Origin of the sequence: Rhizobium mongolense USDA 1844, from assembly GCF_000419765.1 — a bacterium.
Lineage (GTDB): Bacteria > Pseudomonadota > Alphaproteobacteria > Rhizobiales > Rhizobiaceae > Rhizobium > Rhizobium mongolense.
This window is the reverse complement of the sequence record NZ_ATTQ01000013.1, coordinates 92,472-114,333: the sequence shown is the minus strand read 5'-3', so window position 1 is coordinate 114,333 and position 21,862 is coordinate 92,472. Positions and strand designations below refer to the sequence as shown.

16 protein-coding genes and 1 pseudogene are annotated in these 21,862 nt (G+C 60.2%); 8 read left to right on the top strand and 9 right to left on the bottom strand.

The window, feature by feature from the left end; genetic code table 11:
• Positions 1-6 precede the first annotated feature (6 nt).
• Positions 7-1,347 (bottom strand): alpha/beta hydrolase, encoded by a 1,341-nt coding sequence (locus tag A3C3_RS0124045; RefSeq protein WP_051154516.1) that lies wholly within the window; start codon positions 1,345-1,347, stop codon positions 7-9.
• Positions 1,348-1,712: 365 nt separating this feature from the next.
• Between A3C3_RS0124045 and A3C3_RS0124035 the strand changes: the two genes are divergently transcribed.
• The 3 genes from A3C3_RS0124035 (at position 1,713) to A3C3_RS0124025 (ending at position 4,205) form a co-directional block, all read left to right on the top strand.
• Positions 1,713-1,994, top strand: coding sequence for a hypothetical protein (locus A3C3_RS0124035; protein ID WP_028739949.1), 282 nt, complete (start codon positions 1,713-1,715; stop codon positions 1,992-1,994).
• An 86-nt stretch (positions 1,995-2,080) separates the two neighbouring features.
• A complete protein-coding gene (locus tag A3C3_RS0124030) occupies positions 2,081-3,187 on the top strand; it encodes an HlyD family secretion protein (protein ID WP_028739948.1) in 1,107 nt (368 codons plus the stop codon).
• The gene (locus A3C3_RS0124025; protein WP_022717127.1) at positions 3,177-4,205 is read left to right on the top strand and encodes a DUF2955 domain-containing protein; all 1,029 of its coding nucleotides are present in this window, start codon (positions 3,177-3,179) and stop codon (positions 4,203-4,205) included. The genes A3C3_RS0124030 and A3C3_RS0124025 overlap by 11 nt, the downstream gene beginning before the upstream one ends.
• Positions 4,206-4,294: 89 nt before the next feature.
• On the opposite strand, the gene A3C3_RS47970 is transcribed toward A3C3_RS0124025, so the two are convergent.
• The 8 genes from A3C3_RS47970 to A3C3_RS0123985 all read right to left on the bottom strand — a co-directional run bounded on the left by A3C3_RS47970 (position 4,295) and on the right by A3C3_RS0123985 (position 13,566).
• Positions 4,295-4,417, bottom strand: a complete 123-nt coding sequence (locus tag A3C3_RS47970; RefSeq protein WP_267903834.1) for a hypothetical protein — start codon at positions 4,415-4,417, stop codon at positions 4,295-4,297.
• Positions 4,418-4,530: 113 nt separating this feature from the next.
• Positions 4,531-5,706 carry an AI-2E family transporter gene (locus A3C3_RS0124015; RefSeq protein WP_233450615.1) on the bottom strand — a complete coding sequence of 392 codons (1,176 nt, stop codon included), beginning with the start codon at positions 5,704-5,706 and terminating at the stop codon, positions 4,531-4,533.
• Positions 5,622-6,068 (bottom strand): potassium channel family protein, encoded by a 447-nt coding sequence (locus tag A3C3_RS0124010; RefSeq protein ID WP_022717124.1) that lies wholly within the window; start codon positions 6,066-6,068, stop codon positions 5,622-5,624. The genes A3C3_RS0124015 and A3C3_RS0124010 overlap by 85 nt, the downstream gene beginning before the upstream one ends.
• A gap of 87 nt (positions 6,069-6,155) precedes the next feature.
• Positions 6,156-6,983: an SDR family NAD(P)-dependent oxidoreductase gene (locus A3C3_RS41735; RefSeq protein WP_312866252.1), complete on the bottom strand. Its 828-nt coding sequence runs from the start codon at positions 6,981-6,983 to the stop codon at positions 6,156-6,158.
• A gap of 71 nt (positions 6,984-7,054) precedes the next feature.
• Positions 7,055-9,790, bottom strand: coding sequence for an MGH1-like glycoside hydrolase domain-containing protein (locus A3C3_RS0124000; RefSeq protein ID WP_028739945.1), 2,736 nt, complete (start codon positions 9,788-9,790; stop codon positions 7,055-7,057).
• Between the two features lie 763 nt (positions 9,791-10,553).
• Positions 10,554-10,940 carry a response regulator transcription factor gene (locus tag A3C3_RS0123995; RefSeq protein WP_022717122.1) on the bottom strand — a complete coding sequence of 129 codons (387 nt, stop codon included), beginning with the start codon at positions 10,938-10,940 and terminating at the stop codon, positions 10,554-10,556.
• A 102-nt stretch (positions 10,941-11,042) separates the two neighbouring features.
• Positions 11,043-11,678 carry a response regulator transcription factor gene (locus A3C3_RS0123990; protein WP_022717121.1) on the bottom strand — a complete coding sequence of 212 codons (636 nt, stop codon included), beginning with the start codon at positions 11,676-11,678 and terminating at the stop codon, positions 11,043-11,045.
• Positions 11,679-11,682: 4 nt separating this feature from the next.
• Complete coding sequence (locus A3C3_RS0123985; RefSeq protein ID WP_084797015.1) at positions 11,683-13,566, bottom strand: sensor histidine kinase; 1,884 nt, start codon at positions 13,564-13,566, stop codon at positions 11,683-11,685.
• Positions 13,567-13,915: 349 nt separating this feature from the next.
• Here A3C3_RS0123985 and A3C3_RS0123975 point away from each other — a divergent pair, with 349 nt between their 5' ends.
• From A3C3_RS0123975 to A3C3_RS47245, 5 genes and pseudogenes are all read left to right on the top strand, one after another.
• Positions 13,916-15,583, top strand: coding sequence for an arylsulfatase (locus tag A3C3_RS0123975; protein WP_022717119.1), 1,668 nt, complete (start codon positions 13,916-13,918; stop codon positions 15,581-15,583).
• Positions 15,584-15,742: 159 nt separating this feature from the next.
• Positions 15,743-17,365, top strand: coding sequence for an arylsulfatase (locus tag A3C3_RS0123970; protein WP_022717118.1), 1,623 nt, complete (start codon positions 15,743-15,745; stop codon positions 17,363-17,365).
• Positions 17,366-17,434: 69 nt separating this feature from the next.
• Positions 17,435-18,448 carry an HAD family hydrolase gene (locus A3C3_RS0123965; protein ID WP_022717117.1) on the top strand — a complete coding sequence of 338 codons (1,014 nt, stop codon included), beginning with the start codon at positions 17,435-17,437 and terminating at the stop codon, positions 18,446-18,448.
• Between the two features lie 78 nt (positions 18,449-18,526).
• Positions 18,527-20,914, top strand: a complete 2,388-nt coding sequence (locus tag A3C3_RS0123960; protein ID WP_376774943.1) for a multiheme c-type cytochrome — start codon at positions 18,527-18,529, stop codon at positions 20,912-20,914.
• Between the two features lie 228 nt (positions 20,915-21,142).
• Positions 21,143-21,576: pseudogene (locus A3C3_RS47245) on the top strand (alpha/beta hydrolase); the annotation flags it as partial.
• Between the last annotated feature and the right edge of the window lie 286 nt (positions 21,577-21,862).

Below are 21,862 nucleotides of genomic sequence, written 5' to 3'. Positions count from 1 at the left end.
CGACAACTAGCGCGCGCACGCCTCCTGCGAGCGCAAGCCGCTCCTGCAGGCTGCCGGCTTTCGCTTGGGTCCTGTCGGACCCGTGAGGCCGCTCACCTGGCTTGCGTAGTTGTCTCTTGTGTCCACATCGACGACTGCGACCGGAGCGGCCAGTATCAGCCCCGCCGCGCTGCCGGCCGCGGCGGCGGTGCTCGTCGTTGCTGCAAGGATCTTGTCTCCGAGACCAACCTTGCTGTCGGTCAGCGTTTGCCCGTCGGAGATGCGCGCTCCGATAAGTTGAACGACCTCGGGGGATTCCGCAAACTTGCCGTGGTTGAGACGGTCCCCCGCCTTGACCTTGGTGAGGTCGATCACCGTGATCTGGCTGTCGGCCAGTTCCTTCTTGAAAGGGGACTGCTCGGGGTCGATGGCGCCGAGTCTCGCGACATCGCCCCACACCCTGCGGGAGACCGCAAGCGCACGGTCGTCGCGCGAGACGAACAATGTGAACTTCGGATGCTGCTTGCCCATGTCGACGATCTGCTGGCGAAAGACATCGACGTCCACGTCGGGCGAGGCCAGCATCACGTTTTCGAACTTGGCGGGGAGCCGGCCGTTGCGGATCGCCATCTGCCGCAGCGACTCCAGCGCCAGCCAGTTCCCCATGGAATGTGCGAGGATGGAGACTTCCTTCACTTCCGGATCCTTCGCGAGGTACTGGAAGAGCGTCTCCAGTGCGTTGCGTGTGTAGTTCGTGCTTTCTCTGTCGTATCCGTAGGCGAGCAGACTGCCGCGCGACGGCCATGTTACCAGCACCGGAGCGCTGTGCACGCCGGAGTCCTGGACGATCTGGGCGAAGCGGTAGACGGAATCCTCGAAGCGGTTGTTGAACCCGTGGATGAAGACCAGGACGCTGCCGTCGGGGCTCTTCCTGACCGATGCGCTCAGCCATTTCTTGGCCTCGTCGCGTGTGATCTCGTCGGCCTTCAAGGTCGCGAAATCGGTCGCCGGATTGGATGGCAGCCGCCGGGGCCAGGCGACTTCGCCAACCTTTCGCACGTTCGCAGGCGGGATGGATACCGTGATGTCCGCGAACGCAGGGGCAAGGGCGCGCTCGCCCGTGAACATCTCACCCGGAATTGTGGAACGGCTGCGTGTGGTCGTAACCAGCATCTTAACCTTGGTGGATTTCGGGGCGCTGTCGGCAACGGGGGTGAGCACGTTCTTCGGGTGGCCGCCGCACCCTCCGGCCGTCGCCAGCGCGGCGATTAGCAGAATCGTTTGCAGACCGCGATGAAGTCTCGTGCGAGTGCGGTCGACAACTTTGTTCGTTCTGCTCACCACTGTTCCTCGCGGTCGTTGCGCCATGACCGAGATTGCCGCTTCATGCAGAAGCGGACGACTCCCGGCCCGAGGAAAAGCTATGTGAACACGAGAGGGCTTACCCGTAGCATCGGGTATGTTACACCGGCCGCGGGACGGTTCCCGGCACCGCGATCAGTCGCAAGTGTGTGCGCTTCCATCGTTCTTTGACTCTGACGGCAAGCAGGACCGCCGTCGGCCAGTCCGAGACCTGTTCGGCAAGAAATCGGCCCGCATCAAGATCGGGCGACGCCGTCGTCGGCTTGTATGATACAGTAACATACTCCACGAACCCCCGTTCATCCACGAACATGAAGCCTTGAAGCACGTTCGATCGGCACGGTCTCAAGTGTCGTGAAATGGAGTCGACGATGGATGAAGGCGTGGCCGCTGTCAGGCTGCAGTTTCCGATCAGAGCCAAGGCGATCGAAGAACTTGCATCACGGGACGACGTGTTCTGCGAGATCTGCCGGGATTTTGCGGAAGCCCAGATGGAGCTGGCCAAATGGCGTGCGTCGGAAGACCCGAACCGCGAGGAGCGTTGTGCGGAATACCAAGAGTTGGTTGCCGGACTTGGGAAGGAGATCGAAGACGCGCTCGACAGCGCGACGGTGCTCCCGCTTCGTCCACCATCCGCGCAGCCTCCCCGGTGAACAGGGCGACGAGCCCGAGACCGCCGACATCGTTGCAGACCAAGACAGATACCCCATACAACTCTCGCATTCGAAGGATGAATACCGTGTTGTCCGAGACCTTACACGAGCCTGCGAGTTCTCCAGCGCCCCGGAACCCATTGCGCAGGATCGCGCTCGTCGTCGTCCTCCTGGCGCTGGTCCTGTTCGTCCTCTCCATCTTCATGGAGCGGCGGACGCCGTCGACCTCGCAAGCTCAGGTTCAAGCCTATGTCGTCGGCATCGCGCCTGAGGTGACCGGCCGGGTCATCGAGGTCAACGTCATCGACAATTCGCGGGTCGACGCCGACCAGGTCCTTTTCCGCATCGATCCGGAGCGCTTCGAACTCGCGGTCAGTGAGGCCGAGGCGAGCCTTGCAAGCGTCGGCCAATCGATGGGCGCTTCAACCGCTGCAGTCGATGCGGCGCAGGCGAAACTCGTGACGGCCCAGGTGGATCGGGACAATCTTCGCGTACAATCTGCGCGCGCCGCAGAGCTGCAACAGCAGGGCGTATACTCCAAGGCACGGGCCGATGCAGCCAAATCGGCTTTCGGTCAGGCAGAGGCGGCGGTCTCCGGTGCTGAGGCCGAGCTGGCCAAGGCAAAGGAGCAGCTCGGTCCCAGCGGAAATGACAATCCGCAGCTCCGGGCAGCTCTGGCTGCGCTCGAAAAGGCTCGGCTCGATCTGGTGCGGACCACTGTTCGAGCACCTTCGGCCGGGGTCGTGACCAACCTCCAACTCTCTACCGGCAAGGTCGTGTCGGCTGCACAGCCCGCCATGACCTTCATCGATGCCGGCACAATCTGGATTGCCGCCGCGTTCAAGGAAAACAGCCTTGAGAAGGTCGCCGTGGGCAACCGAGCGGATGTCCTCTTCGACGCCCTTCCCGGTCGTGTGTTTCCAGCGAAAGTCGAGAGCGTTGGTTTCGGCGTCTCGGAGGGCGGCACAGATCCGAACACCGGGCTGCCGACGATCAGAAACGACAGCGGTTGGGTGCAGGAGGCGCAGCGGTTTCCAGTGCGGCTCATCATGAACGAGGAGGAGCGGCCCAAGGGCGGAGTTCGCTACGGCTCGCAGGCGACGGTCGTCATCTACACGGGCGATAACCCTGTGACGAACGCCTGGGGTTCGCTCTGGATACGCATCATGTCGGTTCTGACCTATGTCAACTGACCGGACTATCGCGGTCGAGGAGCAGAAACGCAAGGGCCTGCGCGTCGCGTTCGCGGTCTCGATCGGCTTCACGTTCGCAGTGTATGCGGGGGCTATCGTGCCGTTCCTCGGTCCGCTCTTTGCAGCACAATTCCTGCTCGGCAGTTCGCGACCGATGCCGTTTGGAAAAACGGTCGGCGCAGCGATGGTGATCCTCATTGCCGGGATCGCAATGATGGCTCTCACCAACCTATTCGGCGACCGGCCTGCGCCTTTCCTTCTCCTGCTGGGGCTGACCTATTTTGCCTGCTTCGTCGCGCAGTCGGCGGGGAAGGGGGGCCAGGCCGTCTTTCTCGTGCTCGTCGTTGCGATCATCGTCCCCCTGCTTGGCATCCTTAACAAGGACCTCGCCAATTCCATCCTGTCCATCCTGGTCACAGGGGTGCTGTCAGGAACGATCCTGATGTGGCTGGCATATGCGATCTTCCCTGAACCCGCCGGGCAGAATCTCGAGGCCGTCTCGTCCGGTGAACGGCCACCAGCCCTGCGTCGGGCGCTGGCGAATACGGGGATACTTCTGACCTCCGTCGTAATCTGCCTGACGAGCGACAACCTGACCGCCGCGGCAGTCATTCCCATAACGGTGGCGTCCCTGCTCGGGCAGCTCGACGTCGCGGGAAGCAGCCGGGCGGCGGTCGGACTCGTGCTCGTCAATCTCTTCGGGGGAGTCCTCGCATCAGTCGCCTACGCGGCGCTGACGTTGCGGCCAAGCCTGCTTTCGATCTTTCTTATCGTTCTCATCGTCGCCCTTTTGCTGGGAGGACGCGCTGCTGGACGGTCGAAGGACGCCGCGGTATTCGCAGGCGCTTTGACGACCTTCCTGATCCTCTTCGGTCTGGGGGTTTCGCCCCTTCCGGGGAGCTCCGCAGAATCCTTCGCCACCCGAATCGTCTATGTCGGCGCGGCCTTGATCTACGCCCTGCTGTTCGCCGCGATCCTTTGGCCGCGCACCAGCAACTCGAAGGGGATTCCGGCATGACGCGGGCGTCGCCCAGGAGTACTTTCATCTTGACGAAATCGGCGGCCGTGAGCTGCGCGATATTCGTGGCCGCAATCTCTTCGGCAGCTTCAGTAGGCGCCGTCGAGAGAACCGAGAACTTCGTCGACGTCCGCAAGCACTGCGAGCTCACGCACCTTTGGAAGGATCCGCCGGATCCGAAAGCGTTCGCCGAGTGCATGAGGCAGGGGCATTATCGGCTCCATTTCTCGCCGACCTGCCAGACCGGCAGCCGCAGGGCGCAGTGTTACGATTTGCAGCCCTGACGCTGGGTTGCGTTTCGGCAAGCAAGCGTTGGAAGATAGATTCACGCGTCTGCAATCCCATCTTCACGCGTGCCTAGCCAAGCCTGCAGCACGGTCCAAAGGATGGCGAGCGTCGTTGCGCCGATAAACATGCCTGTGAAACCCCAGGCCGCCAATCCGCCGATCACGCCGATGAACAGCACAAGCAGCGGCAGCTGGCCGCTCCGTGCGATCAGCATGGGCTTTAGGATGTTGTCTGCTCCCATGAGCACAATCACACCCCAGGCGGCCGTGAAGATCGCCCAGCCCGTCTCGCCTTCCGAACCCAGCCAGATCGCCACCGGAAGCCAAACCGGAAGCGGTCCCAATTGAATAATGGCCAAAAAGAATGTCGCGGCGGCCAAACCGATCGCAGCCGGAACCCCAGCGACTGCGAAGGCGATCCATGCAAGCACTCCCTCGATCAGAGCCGTTCCAATCACACCGATTGCAACGCCCCTTATCGCCTTCCCGGCCGCACCGAGCAGTTCGTTACTCTTCGGGCCCACGATGCGTTCGATGATGGCGGAAACGTATCGCAGCAACTGGGCGCGCGAGGCATGTATCGTGGCGGCCACTATGACACCGATGAAAATCTCCAGGATAGCGACGACAAGACCCGCGCCCAAATTCAGGAGCCACTTTCCTGCGGAAGCGAGCTGGGGTTGATAGCGTTCCAGCAGCACCAGACCATCTCGCTGCAGCTCCTGCCATACTGTCGCTACTTTCTTTCCGAGCACCGGGAAGCCCGCGATCCATCCGGGCAGGTTAGGGATTCCGTGGCTGCTGGCGGCGTTCAGCCACGCTTCGGCGACAGTCAGATGATCGGCGACGGTCGACCAGAGATAGACCAAAGGGACGACGGTGATGGTCGCGACGACTGTGCCGAAGATCACCGCAGCGAGGCGTCGCCTTCCGTTCAACCGCTCCACTAACCAGTCGAAAAGCCCCGCCGTGGCTGTAGCAAGAATTACCGCATAGGTGAGAACGCCGACAAAAGGCAGCAGCACCCAGAATGTCGCGGTTACCAGGACTGACACGAGCAGCAACGCCAGAGCTGTCTCGATGATGTACCGACGCTGATCGTAATCACTGGGCATTTGCTGCATGGGCTTCACCCTTGATGAAGATCGGGATGTTGAGCGCTCTTGGAGAACCACAACAATTCTGAGACTTTGAATAGAAAGGCCGTCGTCCATCCGAACAGCAAAATCCCGTTCACACCCTCGATGGCGCTGGCAAGACGCCATTCCCTGGACAAGGTGATATCGCCATAACCGATCGTCGCGTAAGTAATCGCCGAGAAATAGGTGGCCTCTTCAAAACTCTGCAATTCACCTGCGAAACGGTACGCCGTCGCCCACAGCATGATCTCGATCACATGGGCCAGTACGAAGCCGACGACAAAAAAGCAACTGATGCCCAAGCGGGCGTATGCCCGGGATCTGTGCATATGGGCGATTACGTTTCGTCCCATACGAAAGAGAATCATCACCGCTGCGCCGTGAATGAGGATCGTGGCGAGCAGCAGGACAGTCGCCATGAAAATTTGCACCAACATCGTTACATACCCTCGGCAGACGATTACAAAGCGGAACCACTCACAATTAGCAGTGCTAGCCCCCGGTTTCGAAACCGGGATAGAGCGTCATTCCGCCGTCGACATAGATCGTCGATCCGACGATGTAGTCGGTGAAGTCCGACGCGAGCCACACCGCCGTTCGGCGATTTCCTCCGCTTCGCCAATGCGCTTGTATGGAATGAGCTTCATCAGTTCGGCGTAGGCTTCCGACGTTTCCCACGCGCTGGTATTGATCGGCGTGCGAATGGCACCTGGGGCAATGCTGTTCACCCGGATGCGCTTTTCGGCGACTTCCTGCGCAACACTTTTCATAAGAAGCATCAGTCCGCCCTTGGACGCCGCATAGTTCACGTGCCCGGCCCAGGGGATGACTTCATGGACCGAGCTGATGAAGATAATCTTGCCAGCCGCAACCGAAACGTCAGGACGTACGCCCCGTCGGAGAAACTCCCGGACGGCCGCGCGCGAACATAGAAACGCTCCCTTGAGGTTGACGTTCATGACGGTGTCCCACTGGGCGCTCGTCATTTCGTGAAAGGGGGCGTCTCGCTGAAGTCCGGCGTTGTTGACGAACACGTCGACCGTGCCGAATTCCTTGACGGCGGTCGCGAACATCGCCTCGACCTGCGTCTCATTGGAGACGTCGGTCGCGACCGCAAGTGCGCGTACGCCACCCTGTTGGATCTCGTCCACGACCCGCGCGGCGTCCTCTGGTGCCGTGACGTAGTTTACGACCACGTTCGCTCCGGCCTTGCCGAGGGCGAGGGCGATACCACGACCGATCCCGGAATTAGCACCGGTGACGAGGGCAGTCTGCCCCTTCAACAGATGGACCGGTGGCAGTGTTGGAATCACGGGTCGAGGCAACTGCCGGTTCTCGTAGTAACTTTCCATGATGACCGCTCCTCGTTTGCCGGAGCCGAGCCGTCCGGCGTGAATTCGATCGGCGCCACGAGCATCTGCGGCTAAGAGCTTTTGGCCCGCTCAAGCCACTCCTCGGCCGAATCCGAGGCGAACAGATGCATCGCCCGAGCGATGAACCCGGTCCAGCCCGTCTGGTGGTTTGCGCCAAGGCCGGCGCCGTTGTCGCCGTGGAAGTATTCGTAGAACTGCAGACAGTCGCGCCAGTAAGGATCCTCCTGGAACTTTGCAGCTCCGCCGAACACAGGCCTTGTCCCGTCCGACCCCCGCAGGAAGATGGCCGATAAGCGCTGGGTGAGTTCCTCGGCGACCTGATAGAGGTTCATGTGACGGCCAGAGCCCGTGGGACATTCAACGGTGAAATGGTTGCCATAGTAGCTGTGGTATTGCAGCAGCGCCCGGATGATCAGACCGTTCATCGGCATCCATATCGGGCCGCGCCAATTTGAGTTTCCGCCAAACATGCCACTGTCGGATTCCGCCGGGAGATAGGCTACGCGGTGCTGCTGATCGCCGACCTGGAAGACGTAGGGGTGTTCCGCATGGTAGCGCGACAGTGCCCTGATGCCGTAGGAACTGAGGAATTCGTTCTCGTCGAGCATTGTCGACAGCACACGACGAAGCTTGTTCCCGTCCAGTATCGAGGCGAGCCGGCGATCGGCGTGGCCCGGCTTGCGCGGGTCATGGATGAAGGCGATCAATTCCGGGCGCACATCGAAGAAATGCCTGATCTGCTTGGTGATCTCGGGATACCTCCGATAGAGATCGCCCTCGAAAACTGTGGCGGCGCAGAGCGGAAGCAAGCCGACCATCGAGCGGACCTTGAGACGCTGCGCCTGCCCATCCGGCAGGCGCAGGACGTCGTAGAAGAACCCGTCCTCCTCGTCCCACATTCCGACCTCGTCGCCTGCGTGGATCATCGCCGACGCTATCCATAGGAAATGCTGCGTGAATTTGAGTACCATCTCCTCGCCGCCGGCGCCTTTGAGAGCTAGTTCGGTCGCGATCTCCATCATGTTCTGGCAGTAGAGCGCCATCCATGCGGTGCCGTCTGCCTGCTCCAGGTAGCCCCCGGTTGGCAGCGGCGCGCTGCGGTCGAACACCCCGATGTTGTCCAGCCCTAGGAAGCCGCCTTCGAAAACATTCTTGCCGGATCGGTCTTTGCGGTTGACCCACCAGGTGAAGTTCAAAAGCAGTTTCTGAAAGGACCTCTGAAGCCAGGCGACGTCGCCTTTGCCTGACCTTGCCTGCTCCAGACGGTAGGTGAAGATGGTCGCCCATGCGTGGACCGGCGGGTTGACGTCGCCAAAGTTCCATTCGTATGCGGGAATCTGTCCGTTCGGATGCATGTAGGCTTCGCGCAGCATCAGATCGATCTGATCCTTGCCAAAGTCGGGATCGACCATCGTCAGCGCGATCACCTGGAATGCCAGATCCCAGGCCGCGTACCAAGGATACTCCCACTTGTCCGGCATGGAGATGATGTCTGCATTGTACATGTGATGCCAGCCGACGTTGCGCTGTGCGATCCGGCGCCTCGGGTCGAACGGATCCGTGCCATGTTCCTCCAGCCATCGTTTCACGTCATAGAGATAGAACTGCTTGCCCCACATCATGCCCGCCAGAGCCTGGCGCATGACATTGGCGGCGTCGGCGGTCATCGAGGTCGGCGTGATGGAAGCATAGAACGCGTCGGCTTCCTGACGGCGAGCCTGCATAACGTCGTCGAACGAACGGCCGAACATTCTTCGAGCATCCTTCGACTTCGCAGGCGGCTGCACGTCGCACAACCGGAGCCGCAGCGTCTGCGACTGCGCGGCGTCCACGGTGACAGCGTAATGCGCCGCGGCCTTGGTTCCTATCTGCTTCGGGTTCACCGAGTCGATGCTGCCGTGCACGACAAAGCTGTCGATCCCGTCCTTGACAAACGGACTGGCGCTCGGAATCCCGAACAGACGTTCGTTGTTCGTCTCGTTCTCCGTGAACAAAAGCGCTGGCGACCCGTCGCAGTAGAGATATCGTGTTGTAACCGCTGCCGGCCGCCCGGATTCAACCGCTTCAGCATTTCCAGGAGGCGCCTTGGCTGCAATCACGCTGAGAGCATCGTCGCCCTTTACACGTTCCAGGATCGGCCTCTGGCGTTCTTCACCCCATGACCATCTGTTCCTGAACCACAATGTCGGCAGCACGTGCAGCGTGGCCGCTTGCGGGCCGCGATTGGCCACCGTGATCTCGACGAGAACATCGTCGGGCGCCGCCTTGGCATATTCGACGAAGACATCGAAGTAGCGATCATCGTCGAATACGCCGGTGTCGATCAGTTCGTATTCGAGGTCGTCTTTTCCGCGCCGGCTGTTTGTCTTCACTAGGTCGTCGTAGGGGAAGGCGGCTTGAGGATACTTGTAGAGATACTTCATGTACGAGTGAGTCGGTGTCGAATCCAGGTAGAAGTAGTACTCCTTAACGTCCTCGCCGTGATTGCCTTCGCTGTTCGTGAGGCCGAACAGGCGCTCCTTCAGGATCGGGTCGCGGCCGTTCCACAGAGCCAGCGCGAAACAGAGCCGCTGCTTCTCGTCGCTGATGCCCGCCAGACCGTCCTCGCCCCAGCGATAGGCGCGCGACCGTGTCTGGTCATGGGTGAAGTAGTCCCATGCGCCGCCGTCCTTGCTGTAGTCCTCGCGAACGGTACCCCACTGCCGCTCGGACAGATAGGGGCCCCATTTCTTCCACTCGGCTTTCCCCTCTCGCGCCTCCTTGAGGCGTTGGGTTTCGGCATTCATTGTGCGCTCTCCGAACGAAGAGGGAGGGATCCCGCATGCGCTCGCCTGCAGTGTGCGCCCCCCGGCCAACTACGGTAAGTGTGTTACTGTAACATACATCCAGGACCGGCCCCCTTGTGTGGGCGCGCCGCACGAGAGAGCATTACCTCGACATCATCACGATGACGATGTCGGGCATGGCGGCCGAGCAACTTCTTCTCGGACGCTGGGACGATGGCGCATCTGTCGGAGGGGGATCGGACCTGCACGAAGCCACGAAGATCGCGGTCGCGCTGGAGCGGTCGTATGGCTTGCCTTGGCAACAGCGCCTCGTCATCGTCCGAACAGCCAACCGAGCAGGCCGCGGCGCTACGGCTTTAAGGGCTGTATTTCGGAGCGCTTTTCGCCTTCGGTGCCGTCGTTCCAATTGGCAAAGGGGCGTTCCATCCGTTCGGCATGCCCTGTCAGCTCGCCTCCTCAGATCCGCAGAAGGATTGTCTGGTCGGTCCTCGATCATGTGGTAAGCGGAGTCCGCTTTCTCCGCATCCCTGCCGTGCGCGCAGCGGGAAATATGCCGAGCTTATAATCTGGATCTGTCGGAAGTCGCGGGCTTTAGGGAGCTGCCTCGGCATAGTCTCGGGCTCAGGATAAATTCGGGATCTACACATTGATACCCTGAAGGTGAAAGCGGGAAATTTCCACTAAGCGGCTGGCTTGTCCTCCTGCAGGATCAAGTGCTTCGAGCGGTAATAATTTCCGCTTCCGGAAGCGACGCCTTCCGCTGTCATGCCGATGAACCTTGTGACTTGAACACCCTGTTGATGGCGTCGATTAGCAAGGCGGCCGGAAACGGCTTCCGCAGATAGGCGACGCAACCTGCTCGTGTCGCCTGCGCTTTCAGGGCGTCGTCTTCGAGAGCCGTGATGAAGATCACCGGAAGGCTGGCGCCAGACTCCTTCAGTCGGCTTTGTAGCTCGATCCCGGACATGCCGCCCAGATCGATATCCAGAACAAGGCATTCCGCATGGCTTCCTACATCGCGACCGAGAAACGATTCCGCCGACGTATACTCCTCCACCAGAAATCCGTGGGCATTCAGTAGCCGCAGGACGCTCCTTCGCATGCTTGCATCGTTCTCAACGATCGCCACCGTGCGGCGCAGGTTTTCCAACTTGTGCCTCTCTTTCGCTCGTGTGGAGGATGTTCGGCTCGTGCATGTGACTGTAGGCCTTCCACGGTACGTCGGATATTGTCCTAAGGGGAAACGCCACGCTCACGTACGCTGCAGCGGTCTCGCATCGGAATCGAGGAGGCCCGTTCTCTCGGCGATGGACACCGCCTCGGCCAACGAACGCACCCCGAGTTTTTCCATGATACTATGCCGGTGGGCCTTCACGGTCCTCTCGGACGTGCCAAGGGCATAGGCGATTTGCTTGTTGAGGTGGCCGCGCACGATCAGGCCGAAGACCGCGGTTTCGCGAGGGGTCAATCCAGCCACCAGAGCCTGAAGCGCGCGAATACGATCGTGCTCTTCACGCCGCTTTTCGTATTTGACCAGCGCTCGTTGGATCGCCTCCAGCAAAATATTGCCGGACGCCGGCTTCTCCAGAAAATCTTCCGCGCCGGCCTTCATTGCACTGACACTAGCCCTTATGTCGCCTTGGCCTGTGAGATACACGATCGGCAGCAGGGGCGCTTTCTCCAAAAGGCGGTCCTGCAGTTCCCGACCGCTCAACCCGGGCAGTTCTAGGTCGAGGAGGACGCAGCCCGGCTCGGTGGCATGCAACTGCGCGAGAAACTGCTCGCCTGATTCATAGAGAGCCACGCGGAAACCTGACGTCGACAGCAGCCTTCCGACTGCTGTCCGGAAAGATTGGTCGTCATCGACGATGTGAACGACGGGTTCCATGGATTTACCCGCTTCGTGCAAGAGGCAGCACAACACGAAAAACAGCTCCGCCCTCGGGTCGGTTGTCGGCCCAGATCTTGCCGCCATAAGTTTCGATTATTGCCCGCGCGATGGAAAGGCCAAGGCCTGTCCCGGTGGGCTTTGTAGTGTAGAACGGCTCGAAAACACTGGCGAGCTGTTCGTCAGGGATTCCGCGGCCCGTATCGGAAATTGACAGCTCGACCTGGGATTCCCTCGTCAGCGTTGTCTCAAGCACGAGCCTTCTTTCAGTCGCTACCATCTCCAGCATCGCGTCCATGGCATTGGTCGCGAGGTTGAGAATAACCTGCTGGACATGGATCTTGTCGGCTCGGACCGGAAGCGCCCGTGGGGGCCGGTTGGAACTGACAACAACACCCTTCCGCTCCGCCTCGCCGTGGAGGATCAGTATTGCACTGGTCGTCACTTCATTGAGGTCGAACTCCTGCCAGTCGATCTCGCTTCTCTTCTTAAGCAGGCCTCTCATCCGGGAAATGATATCGCCAGCACGTTGATCGTCGTCTTGAATGTCTATCAGGATCTGCTCGATCAGCTTGAGATCGGGCCTCTCGGATCGAAGAATGATCGCAGCCGCTTCCGCGTTGCTGCGGATAGCACCCAGCGGCTGGTTGAGTTCGTGCGCGATCGAAGCCGACAACGCGCCGGCTGTCGCGGACTGATTGAGATGAACCACTTCGAGGAGACGACGGCGCGATTCTATCTCCGCCTTTCGGCGGCGTCGGCGTTCGATAAGCAGACCGGTGATGACGATCCCCTGTGTCGTGATGACGGCAAGTGCCGCAACCACAGCAAACCAGTACTGTTCCCAGAAGGTCGGTTCCCTGAACATCTGGACTGTGCCTGGAGGAAGGTTCTTCTCCGGAAGCCCCCAGCGCTGTAGTTGCCTCGCGTCTGCGATATAGGTTTGGGGAGACTCGAGGTTGGAGATCGGCTTGCCGGCGAGAGCATCGAGTGCCAGGTCCGCCACGGTCATGCCCAACGACTCGAACGTTACAACGTTGCCACCGACAACGCCGTAATCGACGTAGGTGGGATACGGACCGTATATCGGAGCGCTGGCAGTCCGCGATATTTGTCTGATCGCTTCACGCGGAATGAAATTGCGGCCGGCACTATCTTTGAAAATCGTCAGCGCTATAACGATGCTATCACGGGGAAACTCGGCGGCCCGCTTGACGAACTCGTCGATCGTCAAGTCTTCCAGATAGGTCGTTTCGTAGTCCTTGGAGAATGCCGCAAGATCGGCCCGCGCCTTGGCGAGCCACCACCGATCGAATTCTGATGATCCTCCGACTACGAAGAGGTAACGTGCCTCGGGCTGGAGTCCGCGCGCCATCTCCGCAGTCTTCACGATATCAAACTCGGTGAAGGCACCGATCACATCGCTGGGCAAGTCTATTTTTTCGGCGGTGGAGCTACTGAAGCCTGCGTGAATTATTTTTGCATTCTCGGCAAGCTGCTTGCGGTTTGCTACTATGAATCTTGCCGACTGCTCGCCGAGCGCAACGACCACATCTGGACGACGATCAGCGTATTTGGCGGAAAGATATCGAGCCATACGATCAACATGGGCGTTTTCCGGAAATCTCGAAAGGTCGAGAAATTCGGAGAAAAGATCGATCTTTCCCTGGGTGGCATCCAGCAGCCGCTTTCTCACGGCCTCTCCGGCGGCGGTGGTCGCTGCTATTCGTTCATCGTATGGGTAGAGAATTAGAACACGGGGAACCCGGCCCACGATCTCCATGGGCACGGATGGCATCGAAGCGACCATTACGAGGAAAAAGCAACAGAGGGCCGTACACCGACCGAGCCGGTCCGATCGAAACGCCCACTTGCGCCCCAAGCCCATAGCCTTCCCCCAGAAAAAGCTAATCGACAAATAGCAGTTAAGCCAAGTCGCATCGACCTTGCAACCGCTTAAATATATTTCAAGAGGCTTATAAAAATCCATGGTTGCCCGAAGGTACAATATCGGCGCGGATTGCCGTTCGGTAAGGTGCGAGCCATGAGTGTCCTCGGCGATCTACAACGGATGCTCAGGCTGGATGCCATTCCCGACTGAAGGGCGTCCGCAAATTGAAATTGCTCCAGTTGTTTCGATTGAATTCAGAGTGAATGCGCGACCGGCGGCGCTCGGTTGCCGTCGTGCGTTTGGATGAAGCATCGATCGGCCGGAAATCACACGGGAGGAACTCAATATGAAGCTCAGGATAATCTACGGAATTGGAGCGGTAGTTGCTTCAACCGTTCTTTGGTCTACAGCATCGCCTCTGCAGGCTCAGGAAGCGCCGGCAAAGCCCAACATTCTGTTCATCGTTTCGGACGACACGGGCTACGGCGATCTCGGGCCCTATGGCGGCGGCGAGGGCCGCGGCATGCCGACGCCGAACATCGACAAGCTGGCGGACGAAGGCATGACCTTCTTTTCCTTCTACGCCCAGCCGAGTTGCACGCCTGGCCGCGCCGCGATGCAGACCGGACGTATTCCAAACCGCAGCGGCATGACGACGGTTGCCTTCCAGGGCCAGGGTGGCGGCCTGCCTGCAGCCGAATGGACGCTGGCGTCGGTGTTGAAGCGAGGCGGCTACCAGACCTATTTCACGGGCAAGTGGCACCTTGGCGAGGCAGACTACGCGCTGCCGATTGCGCAGGGCTATGACGAAATGAAATATGTCGGCCTTTATCATCTGAACGCCTACACCTACGCCGATCCCACCTGGTTCCCCGACATGGATCCGGAAACACGGGCCCTGTTCCAGAAGGTGACGAAAGGCTCACTGTCCGGCAGGGCCGGCGGCGAGGTTAAGGAAGACTTCAAGATCAACGGACAGTACGTCGACACACCCGTGATCGACGGCAAGCCGGGTGTCGTAGGCATCCCGTACTTCGATGGTTATGTCGAGAAGGCGGCGATTGAATTCCTCGATGCAGCCGCCAGCAAGCCGGATCAACCATTCTTCATCAACGTCAACTTCATGAAGGTGCACCAGCCGAACCTTCCGGCCCCGGAGTTCCAGCACAAATCCATCTCGAAGAGCAAGTATGCGGACTCGGTCGTGGAACTCGACACGCGTATCGGCAGGATCATGGACAAGCTGCGTGAAACCGGCATGGACAGGAACACGCTGGTTTTCTACACGACCGACAACGGCGCCTGGCAGGACGTCTATCCGGATGCCGGGTACACGCCGTTCCGCGGCACCAAGGGCACGGTGCGCGAGGGCGGCAATCGCGTTCCCGCGATCGCCGTTTGGCCCGGTAAGATCAAGCCTGACGTCAAGAACCACGACATCGTCGGCGGTCTCGATCTGATGGCGACCTTTGCGGCAACCGGCGGCATCCCGCTGCCCGACAAGGACCGCGAAGACAAGCCCATCGTCTTCGACAGCTACGACATGACACCGATCCTGCTCGGCAACGGCAAGTCGGCGCGCAAGGAGTGGTTCTACTTCACCGAGAACGAATTGACGCCGGGTGCCGCGCGCGTTGGCCACTACAAGGCCGTGTTCAACCTTCGTGGCGATAACGGGCAGGCGACCGGCGGCCTCGCCGTCGATACGAACATGGGCTGGAAGGGCGCCCAGTCCTACGTCGCCATCGTACCGCAGGTGTTCGATCTGTTGCAGGACCCGCAGGAGCGCTACGACGTATTCATGAATAACTATACCGAGCATACCTGGACCCTGGTCTCCATCTCCGCAGCGATCAAGGATCTCATGAAGACCTATGTCCAGTATCCGCCGCGCAAGCTGCAGAGCATGGGCTACGACGGTCCGCTCGAACTCTCCAAATACCAGATGCTGCAGTCGGTTCGGGAGCAGCTCGAGAAGGAGGGTGTCAACATTTCGGCTCCGACCGGAAATTAGATGCCTTTGGCGGCCTGGGATCAGCCTGGGCCGCCTGACTCTACAGTCCAAAGGACCCAGTTGCTGACGGCTCAGTGCGAAATTGGGCGGCGTGTCAGTTGGGCAATTTCAATGATGCGGGCCACCGGCACGCCTCGAGCTGTTGGGAGGAATTCAACAATGTATAGATTTAAAAACGGCTGGCGTAGTCTGCTGACTTCCGCTTTTGTTGCGATAGCAGCAATTGCGCCAGCAGCAGCGCAAGATCAGGAAAAACCCAACATCGTCGTCATTATGGCAGACGACGTCGGCATCTGGAACATCGGCGCCTATCACCGCGGCATGATGGCGGGGAGCACGCCGAACCTCGACAAGATCGCCGCCGAGGGCATGCTGTTCACAGACTACTACGCCGAGGCGAGCTGCACGGCTGGTCGCGCGGCCTTTGTTATGGGCCAACTTCCAATTCGCACTGGCCTGACCACCGTAGGCCAAGCCGGCGCCACTGTCGGCATGCCTGCAGAAGCGATGACCATCGCGACGGCGCTCAAGGACTTGGGCTATGCCACGGGGCAGTTCGGAAAGAACCATCTCGGCGACCGCAACGAGTACTTGCCCACGGTCCACGGCTTCGACGAGTTCTTCGGCTATCTCTATCACCTCGACGCCATGGAGGACCCGTCGCACCCCGGCTATCCACAGGAGCTGCTGGACAAGGTCGGCCCCCGCAACATGGTTCACAGCTTTGCGACCGAAACCGACGATGCAACGGTAGACCCGCGCTGGGGCAAGGTCGGCAAGCAGAGGATCGAAGACGCCGGCACTCTTTATCCGGATCGGATGGAGACCGTGGATGAAGAAATCCGCGACGTCGCCTTCAAGTGGCTCGACAAGGCGAAGGCGGACAACAAGCCGTTCTTCCTGTGGCTCAATCCCACACGCATGCATATCGTGACGCATCTGTCACCCAAATACGAAGCTTTGCGCAATTCGAAGAACGGATGGTCGCTTCAGGAAGCGGGCATGGCCCAACTCGATGACATCGTCGGCGCGACCATGCAGAAGTTGAAGGACATGGGCGTGGACGACAACACGATCGTCGTGTTCACGACCGACAACGGCACTGAGACCTTCACCTGGCCGGACGGCGGCAACACCCCGTTCAAGGGGCAAAAAGGCACCGTCTATGAAGGCGGCTTCCGCGCCCCCGCGATGATACGCTGGCCGGGCAAAGTGCCTGCGGGCAAGGTCGAAAATGGCATCGTCTCCGGTCTCGACTGGTTCCCCACTTTCGTTGCCGCTGCCGGCAACCCGAATATCAAGGAGGAACTGCTGAAGGGCAAAACCGTCGGCGACAAAACCTACAAGAACCATCTCGATAGTTACAATCAGATGGATCTGGTCACCGGCAAAGGCCCCTCTGCCCGGCAGGAGGTGTTCTATTTCGGCGAAAGCACTCTCGGAGCGGTGCGCATAGGCGACTACAAGTACCGCTTCATTGACCAGCCCCACGGTTGGATCGGCGTCAAGAATCAGCTCAACGCGCCCACCCTGACAAACCTGCGCCTGGACCCGTTCGAGCGCTTTGGCGATCCTGAAAACGGGACTTTGGATGGCGCGCAGGGAAATTTCATGGGCTGGTTCGTCTACGAGTTCTGGCGCTTCGTGTTCGTCCAACAGCAGGTAGCTGCCCTCGCCCAAACCGCAATCGAGTATCCACCGCTTCAGAAGGGCGCAAGCTTCAACCTCGACGCTGTGAAGGCGCAAATCGAGGCAGCGGTTAAACAACGCGCAAGTCAGTAGCACGGCGTCAATCGGCGCGGCTGATCGCTCTTTGCGGTCGGCCGCCAACATAACAATACGGAGGCTCCCATGCTCGCGAAGTATGATCTCCCCGAACTGACCCGTCGCGTCATATTGGCTGCCGCCGCGGCTCTGCTCGTCGCTCCCCTCGCTATCGCCCAGACCGACCCTCTTCCCTCCTGGAACAACACCGCCCCGAAAGCGGCGATCGTCGCCTTCGTCGAGAAGGTGACAAAGGAGGGGTCGCCCGAGTTTGTCCCGGAACAGGAGCGCATTGCCGTGTTCGACAACGACGGCACGCTTTGGGCCGAGCATCCGATGTACACGCAGCTCGCCTTTGCGCTCGACCGCGTGAAGGTACTTGCACCGGCACATCCGGAATGGAAGGACACGCAGCCGTTCAAGGCGGTGCTCGAAGGCGACATGAAGACGCTTGCCGCATCCGGCGAAAAGGGCCTCGTGGATCTCATCATGACGACCCACGCGGGAATGACCAGCGACGACTTTAAGAAGGTCGTTACCGATTGGCTTTCGGGTGCGCGCGATCCGAAGTTCAAGCGCCCCTACACCGAACTCGTTTATCAGCCGATGATCGAACTGCTCGCCTATCTGCGTGCCAACGGCTTCAAGACCTTCATCGTTTCGGGTGGCGGTGTCGAGTTCATGCGGCCGTGGGCCGAGCAAGTCTACGGCGTCCCGCCCGAGCAGGTCATCGGCTCGTCTATCAAGACCGAGTTCAGGATGCGTGACGACACGCCGACCTTATACCGCCTGTCGCAAGTCAACTTCATCGACGACAAGGCAGGCAAGCCGGTTGGGATCAACGCACATATCGGCCGCCGGCCGGTTGCCGCCTTCGGCAACTCCGACGGTGACCTTGAAATGCTGCAATGGACGACGATGGGCGGTGCGCCCGCGCGTTTCGGCATGATCATTCATCACACCGATGCGGAACGCGAATATGCCTACGACCGTGACACTGAATTCGGCCGCCTTGACAAGGCGCTTGATGCGGCAGCGATCGCCGGTTGGACCGTGGTCGACATGAAGGCCGACTGGAAGCAGATTTTCCGGGAGAAGTAGGACTACGGATGCGCTGTTTTCAGCGGGGGTCTTTGTGGGATGCCTTCCACGATGGGAGTTTTGGTGACGGTAGGTTTGATGAAAATGGCGCGTTTGTCGGCCAATTCTTCGCCCGACGTCTTTAGTCGCGCGTTGAAGCCCGATGCGCGAGTTCCGCTCGGACGGCGGAAGGCCCGATTGCTTTTTCGCATCGGGCGCACTTCAATTTTTCACGCAGCTCTTTTGCTGTGCCTGCTTGCGTTCGCCGGACAGACCCTTGCGGAGGAGGTGGCTCCGGCGTCCACCGCGGATCCTCGGATCTCCATCCACGACGGATTCGTGGACGAAAAGACGTGTGCATCCTGTCATGGCGATCAGGCCGCCGCCTTCGCCAAGTCGCACCACGCCAAGGCGATGGCACTCGCCAATGACAGGACGGTGCGGGGCAATTTCAACAATGTCCGGTTCGATCACGACGGTATCGTCACGAGCTTTTCTCGCCGCAGCGGCCGCTTCTTCGTCCGGACCGAAGGGCCGGATGGCAAGCAGGAGGAATTCGAGGTCAAATACACCTTCGCCTATGCGCCTCTGCAGCAGTATCTGGTCGATCTGGGCGGCGGCAGGCTGCAGGCTCTCGACATTGCCTGGGATACCAGCAAGCAGGAATGGTTCTGGCTTGGCGAAGGCACGCCGCCAAAACCGGGCTTGACATATCATTGGACAGGTCCGTTCTACCGGTGGAACCGCACCTGCATCGACTGTCATTCGACCGATCCCCGTCGCAACTTCCAGTCCCAGACGAACGACTATAAGTCGACCTATGTCGCGACCAGCATCGGCTGCCAATCCTGTCACGGGGGCGGTGCCAAGCATGTCGAATGGGCCGAGGCAAGATCGAAAGGTGCTTCCATGCCCGTCGCTTCAGGCCAGGGGCTATCGCAGGTCGACGTGAATACCTGCTTCGGTTGCCACTCGAGGCGGATCAAGCTTGGTGACGGCTATGCTGCCGGGAAGTCTTTTCTTGGTTATTTTTCGCCGGCGTTGCTCCGTCCGGACCTCTATTTTCCTGACGGACAGATTCTCGACGAGGTGTTTGAGTATGGCTCCTTCCAGCAGAGCAAGATGGCAAGAGCGGGCGTCACCTGCCTCGACTGCCACAGTCCGCACGCGGCAACGTTGAAGGCGGATGGCAACGCCTTGTGCACGCAATGCCATACGGAAACCGCGCCGGAGCGGTTCACCAAGAATGACCCGAGCGGCGTGTTCGACACCCCGGCCCATACCCACCATCCGGTCGGTTCGAGCGGCGCGCAGTGCGCTAACTGTCACATGCCGGAGCGCACCTATATGAAGGTCGATCCGCGGCGCGACCACTCCTTCGTGATCCCGCGCCCCGATCTCTCCGCCGCTTACGGGACGCCGAACGCCTGTACGACGTGTCACGAGGGCAAAACCAATGCGTGGGCGGCGGAGAACATGGACAATTGGTACGGCACCGCTTGGCGCGCGCGCCCGACGATCGCGCACGCTTTCGCCGGGGCCGCAAGAAGCGATCCGGATTCGATCGAGGCTCTGCACAAGCTTGTCGTGGACAAAGAACAGGCCGGCATCGTCAGAGGCAGCGCGATCGCGCAGATGAGCCGCATCGGCGGACCGGACGTCGCCGCGGACGTAAAAGCGGCCGCGGGCGACTCCGATCCTCTGGTCAGGCTGGGGGCGGCGGAGGCGGCCGGCAACTTGCCGCCCGGACTCAGGCTGGAGGCTATCGGCAATCTGCTTGGTGATGAAACCCGCGCTGTACGCGTGGCTGCAGCGACGGCACTCGGCAGCACGCCGTCGTTGGATCTCCTTGGCAATCAACGAAGGAGCTTCGACGCCGCCGTCGAAGACCTGCGTGCCTATGTCGAGGCCAACGCCGACGTCGCCGAGGCCCAGAACAACTACGGCACCTTCCTGTTGGCCCAGCGGCGTGCCGGAGACGCGGAAAAGGCATTCCACAAGGCGATCGTGCTGGACCGGGCGCTTGCGGGTCCGCATATCAACCTTGCAGAACTCTACCGCGCCACGGGGCAAAACGACAAATCGGAACGCGCCTACGCCGAAGCCATCGCGATCTCGCCCGATCGCGCGGATCTGCGCTACGGACACGCGCTGTCGCTCGTTCGCAAGAAAGCAATGCCGCAGGCTATTCGGGAACTCGATGAAGCCGTACGGCTGGATCCGGTAAATGCCCGCTACAAGACGACGCTTGCCATCGCACTCGACTCGCTCGGCCGGACGGAGGAAGCATTCTACCTGCTCGGTCGCGCAGTTGCGGGTGGAGAACTCGACGCCGATCTGCTCGGAACTGCAGTCAAGTATGGACTGAAGCTCCGACGTTTCCCGGAGACGCTGGAATATGCCGAGACGCTGGCCCGCCTGCGGCCGGACGATCCACAGATTGCAGAGCTGGTCAGACAATTGCGGGAAGTAACCGGTACGAAATGATGGCAAAGATACATTGGCCAACTAGTGGCGTCCGCACGACCAAGTATTGCTGTGCTTCGGCTCCAATACTTGCTATTTGAAGAGAGCTGATTTGTCCTTGCGAACGCGCAGACCTTTGGGGACGCTTGCTGCGCTGAACATGACTTAGGCTCGGGGGGAAGCGTGAGCAGTCTACTCAGTGATGGCATCCGCGTCACCTCGTCATCGTCTCTTCGTCGTCTTCGGCGGCTGTCGCTTTGCGTTGCGCTCATCATCCCTGCGGGATGTGGTGGGCATCCAAAAGGCGTTTTGACGCCCGTTGCCGACGCGTCGCCCGGTTCGAGCCGGGTCAGCATGCTAATCACGACCACGCGTGGCCGCTCGGAGCATGCCGGAGAGATGTTCACGGGCGAGCGCGCGCCAGCCTTCGCGGATATCACGGTGTCGATCCCGCCTGTTCGCAAGGTCGGCGAAGTCGCCTGGCCAAAAAGGTTCCCCCCAATCCGGCGACCGACTTCGCGACTTTGAAGGCGGACGAGCTGACCAAAGACGCAGCAAAGACTTGGCTCAACGTCGCCGTCAAGAAGAGCCCTGACCGCAGCGTCCTTGTGTTCATCCTGGGTTCAACAACCGGTTCGAGGACTCCGTCTCGCTTCGCACAGATAGTCCACGACTCAGGCGTCAAGAGGAGACAACTACGCGCACCACGTAAGCGGGATGGCTGGACACATCGGCGGAAAGCAGAAGATTGCGGTAAACGAATGCACATCGAAGCAGACAGCGAGAAGGGATCCGGCATGCCGCGCGGCGCAGAACTTAGGAAGCAAATGGGGCAGCGGTGCCTTCCGACAGAAGGGATAGGACGATGACAAACTTTTTGAAACTCGGGCTCTCCGCGGCTTTCGCCGCCATGATTTGCGGCGGTGCCTAGGCGGCCGACTTATCGCCTCTCCTGACCCAGGACCCGCA